Source organism: Segeticoccus rhizosphaerae (assembly GCF_009192725.1).
GTDB lineage: Bacteria > Actinomycetota > Actinomycetes > Actinomycetales > Dermatophilaceae > Segeticoccus > Segeticoccus rhizosphaerae.
On sequence record NZ_VOHR01000047.1, the window covers coordinates 1 to 18,465 of the forward strand.

Here is an 18,465-nt window from a genome sequence, read left to right on the forward strand (position 1 = left end):
CGCCCCGAGGTCAGCGGCCGACCGCGCGCGGTGGCTGGCGACGACCGCGCTGCCGAGCACCAGGGCGGCCACTCCCAGGCTGACCAGGACACCGATCACGCCCATGGCCAGCACGGTGGCGGATCCTCGGTCGCGCCCGGTCCGTTGGACGCCTGGAGCCGTCGGCCGTCGAACACGCGACGGCCAGCGTGCAGCACGGTCCGGGTGGAAGGCCACCCACCGACGCGGCTGGGCGCCAACGGGGCTCACGGCGCCGGCCCTCCGACCTCGAGTGGTGCCGAAGCCGTCGCCGCCGGCGCGAACGACTCCGGCAACAGCGCCCCCACCATCCGGGCGCGCGCCCTCACCGACACCCGGACCGCTCCCCCGTTTCGGCTCACCTCGACAGTGGCACCGTCGGGAGCGGCTTGTCTCGCAAGCGCGCGCACAGTGCCCGACGGCTCACCCCGCGCGGCGGCCCGCGCGCCCAGTCGGGCTGCGTCGACGCACCGCACCTGGTCGATCACCAGCCCGACCCCGCCGAGCAGGACACCGAGCAGCAGGACCACGACCGGGAACACGGCAGCGAGCTCTGCGGTCACCATGCCCCGGTCGGGCCTGCGGACCATCAGGAGGCGATCGCCAAGGCGCTGGTGATCACCTTGGACAGCGCGCTGCGAACCGCGTCCGAACGCACGATGGCGATCAGCACGGCAGCGAAGCTGCACGCGGCAAGCGTCCCGTGTGTTGAGGTACTTGTCCGTGGCTACGGTCACATTGAGGTGGGTTGTGGTGAGCACAGCGCTGTGCGCGCATCCCTTATGGCGGGTATGGAAGAGGCAGACAAGCAGGTACGGTTACCGACCAAGCTGCAGGTCACGACAGTCCGTCGCGCGTGCGATAGGTCTTTGGTGCTGCGGCGGGTCGCGGATGTGTTGGCATCTGGGTCCGCCCCACCGAGCAGGCTTCCGCGTGTGAGCTGATGACAGTACGGATTGCGACCTATGCCCGGGTGTCCACCGCCGACCAGGCGGACACCGGGACGTCCTTGGCCGATCAGGAGCGTCGCCTGAAGGCTGCAGTGACGGCCCGAGGTGGGCTGCTGGTTGAACACTTCGTTGACGCCGGCGTGTCTGGTGCCGCGGACTCTCGGCCCGGGCTAGACGGGCTGCGCCGAGCCGTGCAGTCGCTCGACATCGATGCAGTGATGGCCACCAAGATCGATCGCGTGTCCCGGTCGGCAGTAGGCCTGCTGGCCCTCATTGAGGAGCTGCGGCGATCGGGTTGCCACCTCGTGCTGATTGACGAGGGGCTGGACACCTCGACGGCTGCCGGTGACCTGACCTCCGGGCTGCTGGGTGTGATCGGCGGCTGGGAGCGCAAGCGCATCGCCGACCGCACCACCCAGGGTCGTCGATCGGCTGCGGAGATTGAGGGCAGGTTCGTCGGCTCCACTCCCCCATTCGGTTACCGAGTAGCCCAATCCCCCATCGGAAAGGGCAAGCGGTTGGTGGTCCATGAAGGCGAGGCCACGACCGTCCGGCGCATGTTCGAGCTGCTCATCGTGGAGCAGCGGACCGTCGGGGTTGCCGCGCGGATTCTGAACGACGAAGGCCACGGCACCCAAACCGGACTCACCTGGACCACCATTTCGCTGGGCCGCTGGGCGCTACGGCAGGAACCCCTGCGGGCTGCGTCGGGGGTTTGGGTCTTTGACGGCATTCACGTCAGCATCCCGGCGATTCTTTCGCCGGTGGAGGCCGCCGCCTGGCGGGCGTGGCAAGATGACCGGCGGCAACCTCAAACTTCCCGTGGCTCATACCTGCTGTCCGGAATGTTTTTGATGCCCTGCGGACTTAGAGCCATGGGTCGCACCGCGGGCAAGCAGCGCCCTACATACTGTTGCCGGCTCCACTATCTCCCCAAAGGTGACCCCGATCGGCACGACAATTGCGTCAATGTCTCTTGCGCCTCAGTCGACACGGCTGTCACGGAACACATCCAAAGGGTTCTAGCACAACCAGAAGTCCTCAGGCAGGCCGCATCAGAACGCGTATCGCCCAAGAACGGATCCCTTGACCACGACAACCTGGTTGCCGAACTACAACGAGTCGAGCAGTCGTTGTCGACGGAGGCAAAGCTCTTCCGAGAGCAGGGGTACGTAGGCAACGAACTGATCGCTGTCCTGGCGCCCCTCCACCAACGCCGCCAAGCACTCAGCAGAGAACTGGCTCATTCACAACAAGCTCCCGGGGGCCGCAAAGGGCGAGCCGTTACCGAGCTGACCGAACTTCTCGAGCACGGCCTCAGCCACGCCTCCCGACAGACCTGGCGTCAACTCCTCACCGCCCTCGAAGTGAGCGTGACCATCGACGGCTACCAGCCCTGCCCAGACTGCCCTGGAACTGGCTACCTTCCGTTTCCACCCAACCAGCGCCGCCGCTGGCCACGAACATGCCCCACATGCCTGAGCGGGACCGTCCCAACACTCACCATCGAGTACGACGACATCGCTGCCTTCACACTCACGCTGGACCACCCTCAGGGCGCGTCCCGACAAAACTCACCCGAGGTAGATGCTCGCCGCGGCGAGCGCGGAAGAACGGCGCCCGAGCACCGTTAGGATTAGTCTGCTGAACGCATTAGGCGCAGGTCACCTGTTTCAAATCCTGTCACCCCGACTCGTGGCACGTAAGGCCCTGACCAGCGCACGCTGCGGTCAGGGCCTTACTCGTGGCACGGGTTTGCCACGAGATTGCCATGATGCTGATCCCCGACCCGGAGCTTGTCGGGTTGCAGGCGAGAATGCATAGCGATCCTGTCGACACTGCGCACCGGCCCCGTCCGAGGACCCTGACCGCAAAGACGCGTGCAGACTGCTCATCGCGGCGGGCCGCGGGGTGCGGTGTACGCCTTGGTCCAGGTGAAGACCTCCGGACAACCCATAAGGTGACGCCGCTCCTGCGTGCAGGCCGGTGACCTCCTGACCTGCTGCTACCAGCCGCGCAGCGCCCGCCCGAGAGTCTCGGGCGGCGGGCGCTGCCGGGGATGCCGGGCATCGAGAACAGCGGGGCGGTCGCGGCCCAGCCGGCGGCGCGGCATACGACCAGCAGGAGCTGGTCAGGGTGTTGGGGTCGGTCAGCTCCACGCGGTCCCCCCGCAGGTGGGGCAGCATGTGCATCAGCTCCGGGACGAACTCGGTCAGTACCTTCAGCGACCAGCCGGCGGCGAACACGATGGTGGCCGCGACACCGGCGAGCTTGGGGACCATCGATAGCGACTGGTTGTTGACCTAGAAGATCGCCTGGAACAGCGAGACCAAGACACCGATCACCAGCGACACCAGCAGAACGCGCCCGGCCAGCTTGACGCACACGACGGCCGTCATTCGGGCGATCTCGACGACGAGGGCGTCGGTCACGACAGGTTCTTTCGGGTCGGTTCGTGCGCAGTCCCCGGGGACGGTCCGGGGACTGAGCGGCTCAGCAACCACCGCGGACACGTTTGAGGCCGAGGGCTCGTTCGAGGTCGAGGGCTCGTTCGAGGTCGAGGGCTCGTTCGAGGGGATCCACCCCAACGACCTGCCTTTGGTGGGCGTGTGCCTGGCCAAGCTCGCCACGGCGCACCAGGTCGAAGCGGGCAGGTTGTGTAGGGCCGACCCAGGTTTCCCACTCGAAGATTTACGCACCCGGGTCGAGGTTCAGGACGCTGGGACAGCAACGTCCTGGAAAGGATCGACCAGATGCCGCACCGAGATCTCGCTGGCCGAGCCGCGCTTGAGGACCTGGTGGGGATCCAGATGCCGAGGTAGAGCCGGCCGACGGTGATGACGACCGGTGAAGCGGCCCACCAGCTCGGCGTCAGCGATTGTCGGCGGCGATCGAAAATTGGTCGCCAGGTGTGCCGCCCCGTTGACGACGAGCAGCTGACGTCGTCGGCGGCGCGGCTGATCCGGAAGCCGGAGCTGAGCCGCTCCGGAGACTTGCCAGCCATGGCCTGGGAGGCCACTCGCTGATGGCCAGCAGGCTCCTGGCGCCAGCGGCGACAGCAGCCTGAGCCAGTGTCAGGATGGTCGCCAGACCATGTCGCACGCCACGCGGATCACGAGGATCAGGCACGTGGGCGAACACCTCAAGCAGTGCTGGTCGAGACAGATCGGCTGTAGGGCGAGATGGCATGGCGGGCATGGGACTCTCGTGTCGACGAAGTGGTGGAGAACTCCATCGTGGCGACGGGTCTCACGCCCGTCTTCTAGCAACACGCGTCACGTCAGTCGCACAACCAGCAGGTCAGCGCCCTGTCAGCCGACTTTGCCGACCCCCTGACCGGGCGGCCGAGCGGACCGGACAACTGGAGCGCAGCCCGCGAGAATTCGTTGACACACTTATGTATGGATGCCACACTTTGTCTTTGTAGTGCCCTACTACTTAGCGGGAGCAGCGATGTCTCCATCCTTACGTTCGTCTTGTCGTGGCCCTTGGATTGGAGCGTTGGTCGTGGTCACCGTCACCGGTGCCGCTGCCTGCAGCGGAGGCTCCGGTGGCGCTCAAGGGAACCCCTCAGGTACCGCGAAGCAGATCACCGTTGCGATCTCCGACAGCCCCAGTGCAACCGCCCTCAAGAAGGTCGCGCCAGCATTCACAGCCCAGACAGGCGTCGAGGTCAAATTCGTATCCTTGCCGTACGCGCAGTTGGCCGCCAAGGTTCTGCTGTCCTCGAAAAAGTCGTCGAGCGCATTTGACGTCATCCAGTTCGACAGTCCCATGCTTGCCTCCTTGGCCGCTGGCGGAGCCTTGAAAGACATCCAGTCTCAAGTCTCGTCTTCCAGCACCTACGACGTGTCCGACTTCCCGCAGCCCGTCCAGGACTACGCGAAGTACCAGGGCAAGACCTATGCCGTTCCCCTCTCCACAGAGCCCTACGTCCTTTGGTACCGCACGGACCTGTTCAAGAAGCTGAACTTGTCAACGCCGCAGACGTGGAACCAGTACTTGGCCAACGCCAAGGCACTCAAGGCCGGAGGCCACGAGGGAAGTGACTCCGGCTTCGGTGCCCAAATTGGCGCCTACTACTGGCTGGAGGCTATCTACGCCTCCGGCGGCAGCCTGTTCCACAAGGGCACGTGCAAGCCGGCCCTGGACACGCCACAGGCGGTCGCTGCAACAAAGGCCTACCTCGAGGCGCTGCCCTATACCCCAGCCACTGCGATCAACGGCGGCGGCAACGAGATGACGACGGCCTTCGTACAAAGCGACGTAGGGCAGATGATCAACGCCACGGGCTACTACTCGATCATGAACGACCCCAAGCAATCGAAGATCCCCGGCAAGTTCGCGGCCGCTCTACCGCCCAGCCTGACCGGCAAACCGGCGACGCTCCTGTTCGGTTGGCTGATCGGTGTAGGGCAACAATCGCAGGCACAACAGACCGCTTGGCAATTCCTCGACTTCGCGCTCGGAAAGAGCGGGATGAAGAAGATGATCGCAGCCGGAGCACCACCCACCGGGCGCACCTCACTTGTCGACAACCCAAAACTGACAAAGAGCCTGCCGTACCTGCCCACACTGGTAGACGCGTCGAAGGTCGGCACACACCTGCCCTACATCACGCAGATGCCCGAGATCATCACTAGCATGTCGGCGGACCTGAACGCTGCTGCTGCGAAGAAGCAGAGCCCCGCCCAACTGATCAAAGCGGCCACAGCCGATGTGACCAAGGTCGTCGGGAACGCCACGGACTGCGAGTGACCGCCCTCAGCCACCACTCGCCCCAAGCGACGGGCAGCCGCTCCCGCCAAGCTCTGCGCTCCGACGCTCGACGAAGAGTCGGTGGCGCTGCCTTCACCTTGCCAGCGTGGGCCTTGTTCCTGGCCGTTCTCCTAGTTCCCCTTGTCGTGGCCGTCCGGGCTTCCTTCACCAACGAGAGCCTCACCCAGGTTCAACCCGCATCCTTCGTGGGCGGAGAGAATTATGCGGACCAGGTATTCACCAGTTCTTTCTTCCATGCCTTGTGGGTCACCGTCGCCATCATCGTCCTGTCGTTGATCGTCCAGATACCCCTGGGTCTGGCTGTGGCGACCGCACTCGCGAGACCGTTCCGTGGGCGGTCCGTGCTTCGCTCCGCCATCACCGTTCCGATGATGCTCACGCCCATCGCCGTGGGTCTGATGTGGCGGTTTCTGGCCGACCCAGACCTCGGCGTCATCCGGTGGGCCGCATCCCTGGTCCAGCACAACGCACACCCCAACCTCTTCGGCAGCGAGACCGGCGCCCTAGCTCTCCTGATCGTCGTCAACGCCTGGATCAACGTCCCGTTCGTGACACTGCTTCTGGCGGCGGCACTCATCGGCGTCCCAGAGGAGATTCGAGAGGCTGCCGCGATCGACGGAGCCGGAGCTTCCAAGACCTTCTGGTACGTGCTACTGCCGATGATCGCTCCAGTCATCGCCGTCGTGGCGCTGCTACGCGGGGCGGCCGACTACCGAATGTTCGACCTGATCTACGTCGTGACCCAAGGCGGCCCGGGGGACGCAACCCGCAACCTGTCACTACTCGCCTACCAGCAGGGTCTGATCAGCTTCCAGGTCGGGCGTGCTAGCGCGATCGCGATCGCGATGGCCGTTGTGGCCGCCCCTGCGTACCTTCTCTACACGAGGGTGATCAAGCCATGAGGCCAAGACTGGTGCAGACGCTGTTGCGGTATCTTGTGTGCGTCATCGCTGCGGCCCTGGCGCTGGCACCGCTGGTCTGGATCGTGGCGACCTCTTTCAAGACGCAGCTGGAAGCAGCCAGCTATCCACCCACCGTGGTTCCCGCGCACCCAACGAACGGGAACTACCAGCAGCTCTTCAGTTCACCGGCGTTCCTCTCCTCGCTGCTGACATCGAGCCTAATCGTCCTGTTCACGACGCTGCTGACCCTGGCAGTCGCATTCCCCTGCGCGTACGGACTTGTCCGGCTGCGCCCCTACGGCCGCCGACCATTGATCCTCATCATTGCCTTGGCTCAGACGGTGCCGACGATCGTATTCCTGATACCGATGTACTCAGTCGCGGTGCAGCTCGGCCTGTACGACACGCTTCCCCTCATCGTCGTTGTCGTTGCCGCCTTCCTGACGCCATTTGCCACACTCACGCTGGCCGCCTTCTTGCGCACCTTGCCGGTCAGCGTCGAAGAAGCGGGCTTGGTGGACGGCTGCACCCGTCTGGGCGTCCTTTGGCGAATCGTGCTGCCCATGAGTCGCGCGCCTTTGGCCGCCATCGCGGCCCTGACTGGTCTGTACGCCTGGAATGAGTTCCTCATCCCGGTGATCCTCGGCGGCCAGGACACCGTTCCCCTGACGGTGTACGTCGCGAACTTCGTCACGCAGAAGACGATCGAGTGGGGCCCTCTGACCGCTGCTGTCTGTCTGGTGCTGCTGCCGGCCGTCGCGGTCGTGCTCGCTGCCCAACGGCAACTCGTCAGCGGCCTGACGGCCGGTGCAGTACAGAACTAGCACCCACATCCAGGAGGAATCACGATGGTGGCTATGCATCGGACTCGAGTCGGCGTTATCGGAGCGGGTGTCATGGGCACGGCGTACGCCTCCGCCATGACGTCGGGGACTCTCGCGTGGCGGTGCGAGCTCGTCGGCATAGCTGATACGAACCCGGACGCAGCGCACAACCTGGCGGGGCGTGTCGGCTGCGCCGCGTACAACTCACCCGACGACCTACTCTCCCAGGCGCACCCGGACGCCGTGTACATCGCGGTGCCCGACCGCCTGCATCTCGCGCCGTTCCTGACGGCAGCCCATCACGGCGTCGCGATCCTCGTCGAGAAGCCCTTGGCGACTACCCTGGAGGACGCTCTCGCCATGCAGGAGGCCGCACGAGCGGCTCACGTCGTAGCGCGCGTCAACTTCTCCAACCGGTTCAACCCGCCATTCGTGCGAGCACGGGAGGCGATCGACCGCGGTGATCTGGGCGAGGTGATCGGGGTAAGCGCGCGTCTGAGCAATGTGATCGACTACCCGACAAAGCACCTTCGCTGGGCCGATCGAACCACGTGCGGCTGGTTCCTGCTCAGCCACCTGTTCGACCTGGTCCGGTGGCTGGCTGGCGCTGAGGCCGACCGTGTCACGGCAGCAGGAGTCAAGCGCCGCCTCGCGTCGATGGGGTTAGACACCTACGACCTCATCCACGCGCTGGTCGAGTACGAGGGCGGCTTGAGTGGCGCCTACGAATCCGCATGGGTACTACCCCCCTCGCTTCCATCGCTGGTCGACTGCAACGTCCAGATTGTCGGCACCGACGGCCGAGCCCTGATCGACACACATTCCCAGACCGTGCACATCGCCACACAGCAACACCTGTCCTACCCGGCCACACTCGACTGGACCGACGCCAGCATCACCTCCTTCCTCGACGCCGCAGACCTGGGCGTTCCAGTGCCGCCCGAGCAACTCGCGGACGGGGTCGAGAACACCCGGCTGCTGGTCGCGCTCCACCAGTCTCTAGAGACCGGGGCTCCTGTCCCGGTGGTACGAGAGCCGGCCCAGCAATGACCCAACGGCCTGCCGTGGAGTCTCCGATGGCCGATACGGCCCTTCGGCTGTGCCTCCCAGCACTTCAGGCCGCCGCAACGGAGCGCGAGAAGATCCAGCGCGTCGCAGTTGCGCTCGCCAAGAGGGTGGCGCAGGGCGGCAGCATCTACACATTCGGGGCCGGCCACTCGCAATCGATCGCTGCGGAGTTCTGCTCTCGAGCCGGCGGGCTAGCGCACTTCACCGCGATGTCCCTGGAGGATCTCCGGGAGGACAACCGGAAGTCGCACCTGCAGCTGTCCGACTCGAACCCCGAGCGAGACCCCTCCAACGGTAGGCAGCTGCTGAGCCTCTACGAAGTCACCGCTCGGGACGCGCTCCTCATCGCATCCAACAGCGGCAGGAACGCCGCAGTCATCGAAATGGCGCTGCAGGCGCACGCGATGGGCACATACGTCGCCGCGATCGTGAGCGGGAGCCACTGTGCGCACGAGTCGTCACGCCACGCCAGCGGCCACAAGCTCGTGGACGTCGTCGATGAATGGATCGACAACTGCGGTGTCCCAGGTGACGCCATCATCCCCACCCGATCTGGCATGGTCGGAGCCACATCAACCATCGCCGGCGCCCTCATCGCCCAACTGATCAGTATCGCACTCGTCGAGCAGTTCGAAGCTCAGGAACTACCCGCCCAGGTGATTGCCAGTGCCAACATCGACCAACGGCAGTCCTGACGCGGTGGCACCAGCCTTCGCGGTGGACATCGGCGGTTCCAGGATCCGCGTAGCGGCCGTGAGCCCCGACCTGACGTTGCAGCCGATCTACGCCACTCCCGATGTCAGTGGCGGCCCTGCCGGGCTCGTCAAGCAGTTGGAGGGGTTGGTGCGCATGGCCTGTGAGGGGTCCCCGTTGAGCGCAGGAGTCGTAGCGACGCCCGGAGCGGTCAACAGCCACACCGGAACCATCAGTTCGGCCACGAACCTGCCCCTGACCGGATACCCGTTAGGGGACGCGCTCTCTCAAAGGTTGGGTGTTGACGTCAAGGTGGTCGTTGACACCGCGGCAGCCGCTGTAGCCGAGTTCGGTGCCAGCGGCGCCGCCGCTGACTGCTCCATCGGTGCCTACGTGACGGTTTCCACCGGGATCGGGACATCACTTGTCGTTGACGGACGCGTCGTCGAGGGCGCCCACTCGCGTGCCGGGGAGCTGGGCCACGTCCCGGTCCGTACCGGGCCAGAGGCAGAACCCTGCCCCTGCGGCCAACGAGGCTGCCTGGAGATGTACGCCTCTGGGGCTGGGCTTGCACGCCTGTCCGGGCGGGCGGGCGGACCCACAGGCGCAGCCGCAGTGCTCGACGCCGCCCGCCACGGCGAGCCGGGGGCAAGACAGCTCGTCGAGCAGGCTGTCGACCTTCTGTGCCGCGCCCTTGCCGGCCTCGTGCACGTCCTCGACCCCGCCGCTGTGGTGCTGGGCGGCGGACTGCTGCTCGGCGGCCGCCTGCTCGAGGTGCTCGTCCAACGACTCGGGGAGATCATCGTGATTCCCGGCTGGAGCGCACGAAGTGTCCTCCGCGAGGCGGCCCATGGCGACCTCAGCCCGCTCACTGGCGCAGCCGCTCTTGCCGCGGGGACGCCCGCAGCGATGCGGCTTATCGGCTGGAAGGTCCCGACATGACCCCCCTATCGCTTCTCGTCGGCGCAGCCAGCGTGCCGATCACGCCGCCCGTGGGTGGCCGGATGGCGGGCTACGCCTTGCGCACCGAGCCCGCTCAGTCGGTCAACGACGACCTCATGCTCCGCGCTGTTTTGTTCGACGACGGGGACACGATCGTGGTCCTGGTCGTCTGCGACCTCATCTACGCCACCGCCGAGCTGACCGCGGCCATCCGCGAAGCGATCGCCGCTGAACTGGCCATACCGCCGCTGTCCATCATCGTTTGCACCACCCACACGCACTCCGGGCCGGCCCACCTGACCGGCGTCCAAGGCACCACACTCCGGGAGGCGATCGCCGAGCGTGCCAAGGCGGCTTCACGCCGAGCCCACGCGGAGCGGCAGTCAGTAGATCTGGTCCTCGGCAGCCGAATAATCCCGGGCATCAGCGCGAACCGGCGCACGGTGGCGAGATGCCCCGACGCGACCGCCCGCATTTTGATCGCCCAAGCACAAGACACCGGCTTCCCGGTCGCGACAATCCTCAACTTCGCATGCCATGCAACTGTGCTCGAACACGACTGGTGCAGCTACTCCGCCGACTTTCCTGGAGCAGCTTGCCGCGACATCGAGGCCGCCATAGGCGGAGTCGCCGTCTACCTGCAGGGGTGCGCCGGGGACACCAACCCGGTCTTCACCGCGCACGACTGGGACGAGTGCTGCCGCATTGGCCGCATCCTGGCCACGACCGCCACCCAGGTGGCGCTGGAAGGCCAAGGCCTCGCCCGGGGACTGCGAACAGTGAGCCCCACGTTTCAGGAAGAGTTCGACGCCTCGGCACTCGCGTCCAGCACGCTCGTCCCCGGGACACCGTTGGCCGTCTCCACCACCCGGGTCCACGTCGGCGCTCCGGTCGCGTTGCCTCCACCTGACCAGATTGACAGGGAGCGGGCGCGGCTCGCACCGGCGCTTGAAAACCCAGACGTCGACACGCGCCGCCAAGCCGCCAGCGCTGACTCGGAGCTGTGGATCCAGCAGCTGCGCACGGACGAACCCAACCTCTTCGGCGTTGTGGACACCGAAGCCCCGACGCTCGAGCTGCAGGCACTTCACCTTGGTCCGGAGCTGAGCCTCCTAGCCCTGCCCGGCGAGCCGTTCGCCAAGACGGACGCCGACATCCGCCGACGGGCCGACCGCCACGTCCTGATCGCAGGGTACGCAAACCAGTCCGCCGGGTATCTGCCCACCCGGCACGAGTTCCCCCGTGGCGGATATGAGGTGGGATGCAGCCAGTACCCTGCAGGAACAGCCGAGGCCGTAGTCAACGCAGCAGTAAGGCTCCTCGATGAACAGAGTGGCACCAGCGACCCCGCCCTCCCGTCAGAGTGACCCCATGGAGCCCGGAAGCCGTCCGTCGGGACCGGAGCGCCCAACGGTCATCATCAGCGCAGCGGAGGTCGGACGAGCAAACCGAGCCCGGATCGTCCAAGCCCTCGCAGATCGAGGCCCGCTCTCGCGAGCCGACCTCGCCAGAATCACCAATGTCCCCAGGGCGACAATCGGCTCCATCGTCAAATCGCTCCTCTCCTCGGGTTGGCTCGAAGAAGGGCAGCCGCGCCCGCCCGCCGACGGGATAGGCAAACCTGGTACGCCGCTGTGGTTCGGACGCCACGCCGGACTCAGCGGCGCCATCCACGTCCAGCCCCGACGAGTAGTCACTGCCGTAGTCAACGCCGCGGGAGACATCCTCAGCACTCACCGACACAAGATTCCCGCGCGGACGTCCACCGAAGGGGTCGTCAGCGTGATCCTCAACGCCGCAGCACAAGAGTTTCACCACGACATGGACGAACTGACGGGAATCGGTCTCGCTCTCCCGGCCGCCGTAGATCGCCAGACTGGTGAGGTCATGGCGTGCACGCCCCTGCCCGCACTGGTCGGAAGCCATTTGCGCCAGCGCCTGGAGGACCTCACCCAGGTACCAACCGTCGTCGAGGAGGACGTCACCACGCTGGCTCTCGGACAAAGATGGTTTGGCCAAGCCCGCGGAGTCGACGACTTCGCTGCACTCCAGATCGGGGACGGAATCGGCGCAGCGGTGATGCTCGGAGGCCATCTCCTGCGCTCTCGGGTCGGCCTTTCGGAGATCGGACACACGTGCGTTGACCTGCGAGGCCAGAAATGCACCTGCGGCCTCATTGGCTGCTGGGAGACCGTCGCCTCCAACAATTGGCTTCGGCATACCGCTCGCCAGTTGGACATCACCACTTCGCCAAAGCTGACACCGCACCGTCTGGTGCGCTTAGCCACGTCGGGGGACAAGGCCGCTCAGGGACTCGCAGACATGTACGCGATCAACGTGGCCGTTGGAATCGCGAACCTGGTCCAATTCCTTGCCCTTCCGGTGCTCGTCCTACACGGCGACATCGTTGGTGGAGGCGAGTACTTGCGCAGCCGAGTCGAGCAGGCCGTCATAGCCCGGACCTTCCCGGCCCACGTCTCGGGCCGCGTCGGCCAGCTGGAGATCCAGCTGGCCCACAACGACGCCGATGCCTGCCTGCTCGGCGCAGCAGCCTCGGTACTCAGTCGGACCTTGCACATCCACGTGTGAGCACCGGGATCGAGCTGGGGAATGGCAGAGGTGTCGGCAGACCCGCTGTCTACCGAGCAAGGCGTGAGCCCCCCAGACCTCTGACCGGGCCGGGCGCCACATGAGCAAACGAACGCCCGGCGGCATCGCGGCTTCAGGGCGCGGTCGGAATTCTGATCAGAAGCCCGTCAACGTCTTCCGGCTGCAGCCGGATAATGCGTCGGCCGCTGCGGTTAGGCGGTGAGCTGACCCCAGGGGGTCGGCAAAGTCGGGTGATGTGGCGCTGACCTGCACGTTTGTGTGACTGATGTGACGCGTGTTGCTACCAGAGGGGCGTGAGACTCGTCGCGACGATGGAGTTCTTCACACTTCTTCGACACGAGAGTCTCACGCCCGCCATGCCATCTTGCCTCACGACCGCCCTGTCACGTCCATCGCTGGTCGAGGTGTTCGGGCACGTGCCGGATCCCCGTGACCCGCGCGGGGTCCGGCACTCCGTGGCGACCGTGCTGACTCTGGCTCAGGCCGCCGTCGTCGCGGGCGCCAAAACCCTGCTGGCGATCAGCGAATGGATCACCGACGCCAGCCGGGAGGAGTTGACACGCCTGGGAATCCGCGCGAACACGGTGCTGCCGTGCGAGTCCACCATCCGGCGCACCCTGGCCGCGGTGGACGCGGACGACCTGGACGCCCGGCTCGGCGCCTGGATGGCCACCCGTACCGGGCACCTGGCCGGCCGGCGGGTCATCGCGGTGGACGGCAAGTCGATGCGCGGAGCCACCAGCAAGGCCGGTGTGATGCCGCACCTGCTGTCCGCGCTGACCCACGACACCGGCGTGGTCACCGGGCAACTGGTCGTGGACGCCAAGACCAACGAGATCCCCGCCCTGCGGGTCCTGCTGGACCAGTTCGACCTGACCGACGTGGTGGTCACCGCCGACGCTCTGCACTGTCAGCGCGCGACCGCCAGCTACATCACCGGCCGCGGCGGGCACTACGCGCTGACCGTCAAGGCAAACCAGCCCCGGCTGCGCCAGCAGCTCAAGGCGCTGCCCTGGTCGAACGTGCCCGCGACCACCAGCACGGACACCAGCCACGGCCGCAGGGTGCGCCGCACCATCCGGGCCGTCCAAGCCCGGACTGGATCAACTTCCCCGGCGCGGCGCAGGTCCTGCAAGTGCGCCGGACCCGAACCAGCAAGGGCCGCAGGCATACCGAGGTCGTGTACGTCATCTGTTCCCTGGACATGGCTCACGCATCCCGTGCCGAGGTCGCGGCCTGGATCCAGGGCCACTGGTGCATCGAAAACTCCCTGCACTGGGTACGCGACGTCACCTTCGACGAGGACCGCCACCAACTACGAACCGGGCACGGACCCCACGTCATGGCGACCATCCGCAACATCACCATCAGCCTGCTGCGGCTCTCCGGCTGGACCAACATCGCCGCCGGGCTACGACATCACGCCCGCGACTGCAACCGACCCGTCGACCTCATCCTGAGCGCATGAAACCGACTTTGCCGACCCCCTGGAGCTGACCCGCTGCGATTCGACGACGTAGGGTCCGAACACTCAGACCCGTTCGTTCGGCGGCTTCGGATAGCGATTCGAATTGGCGTGCTGCCCTCTGTGGCATGGTGGGACCTCCTGTGCAACATCCGTAAGGAAGCCTTGCCCCCTGGTGATCATTAGCCCTGCCCCGATTTGACATGCACAGCTATGACGCGGATCCACGGCGACCCAGCTGGCACCACGGCTGTGGCGAACCCGATCCCGACCACCAGCCGGCCAAGTGCCCCCACCGGACCGGTGGCGGCTGGGTGCTGGAAGGTGTCAAGTCACGGGCGGGGCGCCGCACCGTGGCGGTCCCACCGCAACTGCTGCAGCAACTGCTTGAGCACCGCAGCGGCCAGGCCGCCCAACGGCTCGCAGCAGGTCCCGCCTGGCACGAGCATGAGCTGGTCCTCCCCCGCCCGGACCGGCAGCCCCAACACCCCTCGGTCGACGCCAAAGCCGGGCGCGCCCTGACCCAGCGAGCCGGCGTCCCCCCGCTGCGTCTGCACAACGCACGGCACACCACGGCCACCATGCTGCTGGCCCAAGGCGTCGACGGACGCGTGGCCATGGGACTGCTCGGTTGGTCCCAGACCTCCCTGCTCACGCGCTACCAGCACGTCATCGACCCGCTGCGCCGCGATGCCGCACAGCGCATCGACCAGGCGTACTGGCCCCCGGAGGAATCGCCGTGATGGCGCTCTGCTGGTGACAACCCTGCTACCAAGTAGCCGGACCGGCGCTACCGGCAAGCCCTATGTGCCAGCCGCGAAAGGTGACGTCTCTCGGTCGCAAGATGGCGCTACAGACTCCGCGACCGGACGCCTGGGTGCCAATCGCCCAGGCCGACTCCACCTCAGTCTGCGCGCGAACTTAGCGGAGACGCCACGATTCGTACCGCGTCAGTTGATGCACTGCCCTGTCTGGACGGTGCCGGCACTAGGATGCTGGCGGGCGTCAATCGCTCCGTAGATGGCGTACGACAGCCCTCCACGCTGGCTGTTCACTGCTCGGCCTGCCGTCGACATTCTGCTCTAGAAACCACAGGAGATCTCGGTTCGATGGTTCATCCCCTGGGATGGACCCAGGAGCTAGCGTGACCACCACTCGTCCCAAGAGGGCCGCAATTTCCTCCGCCTCTTCCAGGACCGGGATGCAGATCTCAAGTGCCTGGTGGATGTTCCCGGAGGTGATCGTAGGCAATTCATCGGGGCTGAACAGCAGACCCTGCGCGACACCCACGCGGTAGGCACTCGGCCACCTGTCGAGATCGTTGTCGCTGACTGCAGCCTCGACTCCCTCGATGCGAACGTTGAAGGTGTGCTGTGCTGCCCTCTGTCCCACGGCGAGTCCAATAGAGCGCGCATGGCGTGGATCAATGTTGGGCAAGTCGGCGCTCCGAAGGCGCGACGTGACGTCTCCGGAGTAGAAGTTGATCTGGCCGGAGGGGTCGCCGATGAGGTCGCGGATGAGAGTTTCGGGCCGCCCTTGAGCGAAGTAGCCGAGGCGCCGGATGGCCCACCTGACCCAGAGCAACGAGCCGTCCGTGGCCAAGTCGAGCATCTCGTCTTGCAGCTCAGGCTGTCGGGCTCGTCCGTGCCCACCCCCGTAGTTGTTGCGAATGACGCTCATCGAAACGGCCATCTTGCGCGCCTGCGTAGCCAGATTGCCGAAGGGGGTTTCGAAGGCCAGCCCGTGTCCTGGCTGTGTTGCGAGTAGGTCATGCGCCCGTTTCACGGTGGGGTCGAACTTGTCGCTTCCGCTGGCCGGGGTGCCGTTTAGGTCCATGACCACCTTCGCTATGGCTTCGATCAGGCACTTGAGGCAAGCGATCGCCTGCCCGTCATCCCGGTCGTCCACCGCACGTGCGAAACGTTGTAGTTCCAAATCGATGGCCTCTGCGTGCGCCGATCCAATGTGTTCAGGCCGCGGGACACAGAACTGGTCGTAGGGGTCCTCTGTCACAAGCCCAGCATCTCAGACGGGCTCAACGGTCACCGCAGCCTGTCGCTCGGGGTCGAGTCCAAGGGTGCTGCACACCTATTTACAACGACTCACGACGCGCGCCCTTCCGCCGCGAGAGCCTTCGCGATCAGCAAGGCCATCGTCGACGAGTCATCCGCGCGAGCCGCCGTCACCGAAGTCACGACAGAATGACCACCACCACGACACCATGATCGATCGACGCGACCGGCAACAACTCGCGTCATTGGTGGACACACTTCGTGGTCTCGCTCGAAAGTCGTCGGGGCTCAGGTCCATACGGTGGGTCCCCCGAGGTAGAGGCTGGCGGCGCAGTCCAGGGCGTCTTCGGGTACGCCCGCCAGGTCCCCGGTGGGTAGCGCGGAGTCTTGGTAGCCGTCCTTGCCGGCCAGGTAGATCGCGAAGCCCCAACGGGCGGCCGACCCCATAGCGCAGCCGCATCAGCGGCATGTTGTCACCGGCGGGCAGCCGGCCGGTGACGTAGGCGAAGTTGGCCCGGAAGCGCACGTCGATCCCGGACAGCTGTGGCCAGCGCTTCCGGGCCCGGGCCGAAAGCCGTTGCTGCAGCGAGGTCTTGGTGGATTTTCGGTGGGATGCCATGGGAGTGATGCTGCCGGATCGACGTCTCAACAGCGAAAACCGCCCGCTCGCCCAGACGGCGCAAGCAGGCCACCCGGCCGGGTAAGGGCCGGTGACGGGCACCGGATCTGATCCAGCGAGCAGCGAGCGCGAGCACCCTGCTGGAGGTCGCCGACTCCGCTCACCCGGACGTCCAACGCGACTTCTAGACCGACCAGCTGAACCGCAAGTGGTACGGGGACGGCACCGAGCTGGCCACCGACGAGGGCAAGCCCTACCTCGACAGTGTGCTGGACATGGCTCACGGCACATCGTCGGGTTCGCGATGGTGAGCATCACGACGCCGACCTGACCACCGCAGCGTTGCAGGTGGCGATCGCGGTCGGGGCGGCCACCAGGCCATCGCTGGCGTCGAGTTCCACAGCGACCAGAGAAGCGAGTTCACGGCTGCGAGCTTCCGCAAGGCCTGCCGGTGCCAGATCACCCAGTCGATGGGCCGGCCGGGTTCCGGGCTGGACGACGCGGTGATCGAGTCGTGGCACTCCACGCTGGAATTCGAGCTGCGCAGCGTGCAGCACTTCGCCACCAAAGCCGAGGCCAGGGCGGCGGGGCCGGTTGGAGCCAAGAGTACACCAGGACCGGAGGCACTCGTGCCTGAGCATGAATTACCCATTGACCACGAGATCGCGCTCCACCAGGCAGACGTCGGCGGGCACACGAGCGCGGCCTCACCAGCCGCGCCCCCCGGTGGCCAGCCATGATGACGTGGCCCTTGCTGGCCTCAAGGCCAAGCCCTACGGGTGGTGGCCTGCGGCCAGCCTTGACACCAGTTCCGGACACCGACCCCAAAGGCCCTATCCGGGGCAGCCGATCCACAAGAATCACGTCTCCACGGTTTCAGGGGATGGTCATGGAGGCCGAGCTGGGCGTACAACCGGGCATGGTTGAAGTGCGCCGCTCGACAGTCAGGCCCGCGCTACTGTCGGCGGCGATCGAAAATTGGTCGGTTCCGGCGCCTGAAAAGTGGACAGTTTTGGTGAGTCTATGACTCGTTGTCTGCTGTGGTGGTGCGGATGCTCGGCAGGCTGTCGATGCCGCGTCCGCGGAGTCGGTAGCTGGCGCCTTTGAGGGTGAGGACGTCGGCGTGGTGGACGATCCGGTCGATCATCGCGGCGGCGACGGCTTGGTCGCCGAAGACGCCTCCCCAGTTGGAGAACGGCAGGTTGCTGGTCAGGACCAGTGAGGCGTGCTCGTAACGGCTGGACACCAACTGGAAGAACAGGTTCGCGGCGTCTTGCTCGAAGGGTAGGTAGCCGACCTCGTCCACGATGATGAGTCCGTAACGGCCTAGCCGGGCCAGTTCTTGGGGGAGCCGGCCGGCGCGGTGGGCGTCGGTCAGGCGGGTGACCCAGTCGGTGGCGGTGGCGAACAGGACCCGGTGACCGGTGCGGGCGGCGGTGACGCCCAGCGCGGTGGCCAGGTGGGTCTTATGCCGATGTCGGCATAAGACCCATTATGCCGACCTTCGGGTTATGCCGACCTGACTGTCGCGGCGCCTGCGCAGCAGGGCGATCGGGCTCGCGAGGTCGGCATAATCCGGTTCT

15 protein-coding genes and 5 pseudogenes are annotated in these 18,465 nt (G+C 66.0%); 12 read left to right on the forward strand and 8 right to left on the reverse strand.

Annotated elements, in window-relative coordinates; all coding sequences use genetic code 11:
* Positions 1–245: 245 nt before the first annotated feature.
* Positions 246–608, reverse strand: coding sequence for a TadE family type IV pilus minor pilin (locus FRW57_RS06170; protein WP_238999328.1), 363 nt, complete (start codon positions 606–608; stop codon positions 246–248).
* A pseudogene (locus tag FRW57_RS24750) lies at positions 608–709 on the reverse strand (DUF4244 domain-containing protein); the annotation flags it as partial. The gene FRW57_RS06170 and the pseudogene FRW57_RS24750, both read right to left, overlap by 1 nt.
* A gap of 252 nt (positions 710–961) precedes the next feature.
* Here FRW57_RS24750 and FRW57_RS06180 point away from each other — a divergent pair.
* Positions 962–2,602, forward strand: a complete 1,641-nt coding sequence (locus tag FRW57_RS06180) for a recombinase family protein (RefSeq protein WP_152185560.1) — start codon at positions 962–964, stop codon at positions 2,600–2,602.
* 96 nt (positions 2,603–2,698) lie between these two features.
* Here FRW57_RS06180 and FRW57_RS24995 read toward each other — a convergent pair.
* The 3 genes and pseudogenes from FRW57_RS24995 to FRW57_RS25000 form a co-directional block, all read right to left on the reverse strand.
* A pseudogene (locus FRW57_RS24995) lies at positions 2,699–3,259 on the reverse strand (hypothetical protein); the annotation flags it as partial.
* Positions 3,260–3,271: 12 nt separating this feature from the next.
* The gene (locus FRW57_RS23965) at positions 3,272–3,400 is read right to left on the reverse strand and encodes a flagellar biosynthetic protein FliQ (RefSeq protein WP_203230224.1); all 129 of its coding nucleotides are present in this window, start codon (positions 3,398–3,400) and stop codon (positions 3,272–3,274) included.
* Positions 3,401–3,839: 439 nt separating this feature from the next.
* The gene (locus FRW57_RS25000) at positions 3,840–4,166 is read right to left on the reverse strand and encodes a transposase family protein (protein ID WP_203230225.1); all 327 of its coding nucleotides are present in this window, start codon (positions 4,164–4,166) and stop codon (positions 3,840–3,842) included.
* Positions 4,167–4,475: 309 nt separating this feature from the next.
* On the opposite strand from FRW57_RS25000, the gene FRW57_RS06190 reads away from it, so the two are divergent.
* From FRW57_RS06190 to FRW57_RS06235, 11 genes and pseudogenes are all read left to right on the forward strand, one after another.
* Complete coding sequence (locus FRW57_RS06190; RefSeq protein WP_162529276.1) at positions 4,476–5,726, forward strand: extracellular solute-binding protein; 1,251 nt, start codon at positions 4,476–4,478, stop codon at positions 5,724–5,726.
* A gap of 146 nt (positions 5,727–5,872) precedes the next feature.
* The gene (locus FRW57_RS06195; protein WP_162529277.1) at positions 5,873–6,649 is read left to right on the forward strand and encodes a carbohydrate ABC transporter permease; all 777 of its coding nucleotides are present in this window, start codon (positions 5,873–5,875) and stop codon (positions 6,647–6,649) included.
* Between the two features lie 11 nt (positions 6,650–6,660).
* Positions 6,661–7,473: a carbohydrate ABC transporter permease gene (locus tag FRW57_RS06200; protein ID WP_162529278.1), complete on the forward strand. Its 813-nt coding sequence runs from the start codon at positions 6,661–6,663 to the stop codon at positions 7,471–7,473.
* Between the two features lie 33 nt (positions 7,474–7,506).
* A complete protein-coding gene (locus FRW57_RS06205; RefSeq protein ID WP_275263115.1) occupies positions 7,507–8,523 on the forward strand; it encodes a Gfo/Idh/MocA family protein in 1,017 nt (338 codons plus the stop codon).
* A gap of 26 nt (positions 8,524–8,549) precedes the next feature.
* Positions 8,550–9,236 carry a sugar isomerase domain-containing protein gene (locus tag FRW57_RS06210; RefSeq protein ID WP_162529280.1) on the forward strand — a complete coding sequence of 229 codons (687 nt, stop codon included), beginning with the start codon at positions 8,550–8,552 and terminating at the stop codon, positions 9,234–9,236.
* Positions 9,208–10,176, forward strand: a complete 969-nt coding sequence (locus tag FRW57_RS06215; RefSeq protein WP_162529281.1) for an ROK family protein — start codon at positions 9,208–9,210, stop codon at positions 10,174–10,176. Before FRW57_RS06210 ends, FRW57_RS06215 begins: the two co-directional genes overlap by 29 nt.
* Positions 10,177–10,208: 32 nt before the next feature.
* Positions 10,209–11,543, forward strand: a complete 1,335-nt coding sequence (locus FRW57_RS06220; RefSeq protein ID WP_162529282.1) for a hypothetical protein — start codon at positions 10,209–10,211, stop codon at positions 11,541–11,543.
* Between the two features lie 4 nt (positions 11,544–11,547).
* Positions 11,548–12,765, forward strand: coding sequence for an ROK family protein (locus FRW57_RS06225; RefSeq protein WP_162529283.1), 1,218 nt, complete (start codon positions 11,548–11,550; stop codon positions 12,763–12,765).
* A 377-nt stretch (positions 12,766–13,142) separates the two neighbouring features.
* Positions 13,143–13,871: pseudogene (locus tag FRW57_RS06230) on the forward strand (ISAs1 family transposase); the annotation flags it as partial.
* Positions 13,763–14,254 (forward strand): annotated as a pseudogene (locus FRW57_RS25005) (ISAs1 family transposase); the annotation flags it as partial. The pseudogenes FRW57_RS06230 and FRW57_RS25005, both read left to right, overlap by 109 nt.
* A 200-nt stretch (positions 14,255–14,454) precedes the next feature.
* Entirely contained in the window at positions 14,455–14,994 is a 540-nt protein-coding gene (locus FRW57_RS06235; protein ID WP_152185569.1) for a tyrosine-type recombinase/integrase, read from the forward strand.
* A 262-nt stretch (positions 14,995–15,256) separates the two neighbouring features.
* On the opposite strand, the gene FRW57_RS06240 is transcribed toward FRW57_RS06235, so the two are convergent.
* The 3 genes and pseudogenes from FRW57_RS06240 to FRW57_RS06250 all read right to left on the reverse strand — a co-directional run.
* On the reverse strand, positions 15,257–16,264 hold the full coding sequence (locus FRW57_RS06240) for a hypothetical protein (RefSeq protein ID WP_152185570.1): 1,008 nt from the start codon (positions 16,262–16,264) through the stop codon (positions 15,257–15,259).
* A 287-nt stretch (positions 16,265–16,551) separates the two neighbouring features.
* On the reverse strand, positions 16,552–16,710 hold the full coding sequence (locus tag FRW57_RS23975; protein ID WP_203230227.1) for a hypothetical protein: 159 nt from the start codon (positions 16,708–16,710) through the stop codon (positions 16,552–16,554).
* A 1,193-nt stretch (positions 16,711–17,903) separates the two neighbouring features.
* A pseudogene (locus FRW57_RS06250) lies at positions 17,904–18,350 on the reverse strand (ATP-binding protein); the annotation flags it as partial.
* Positions 18,351–18,465 lie beyond the last annotated feature (115 nt).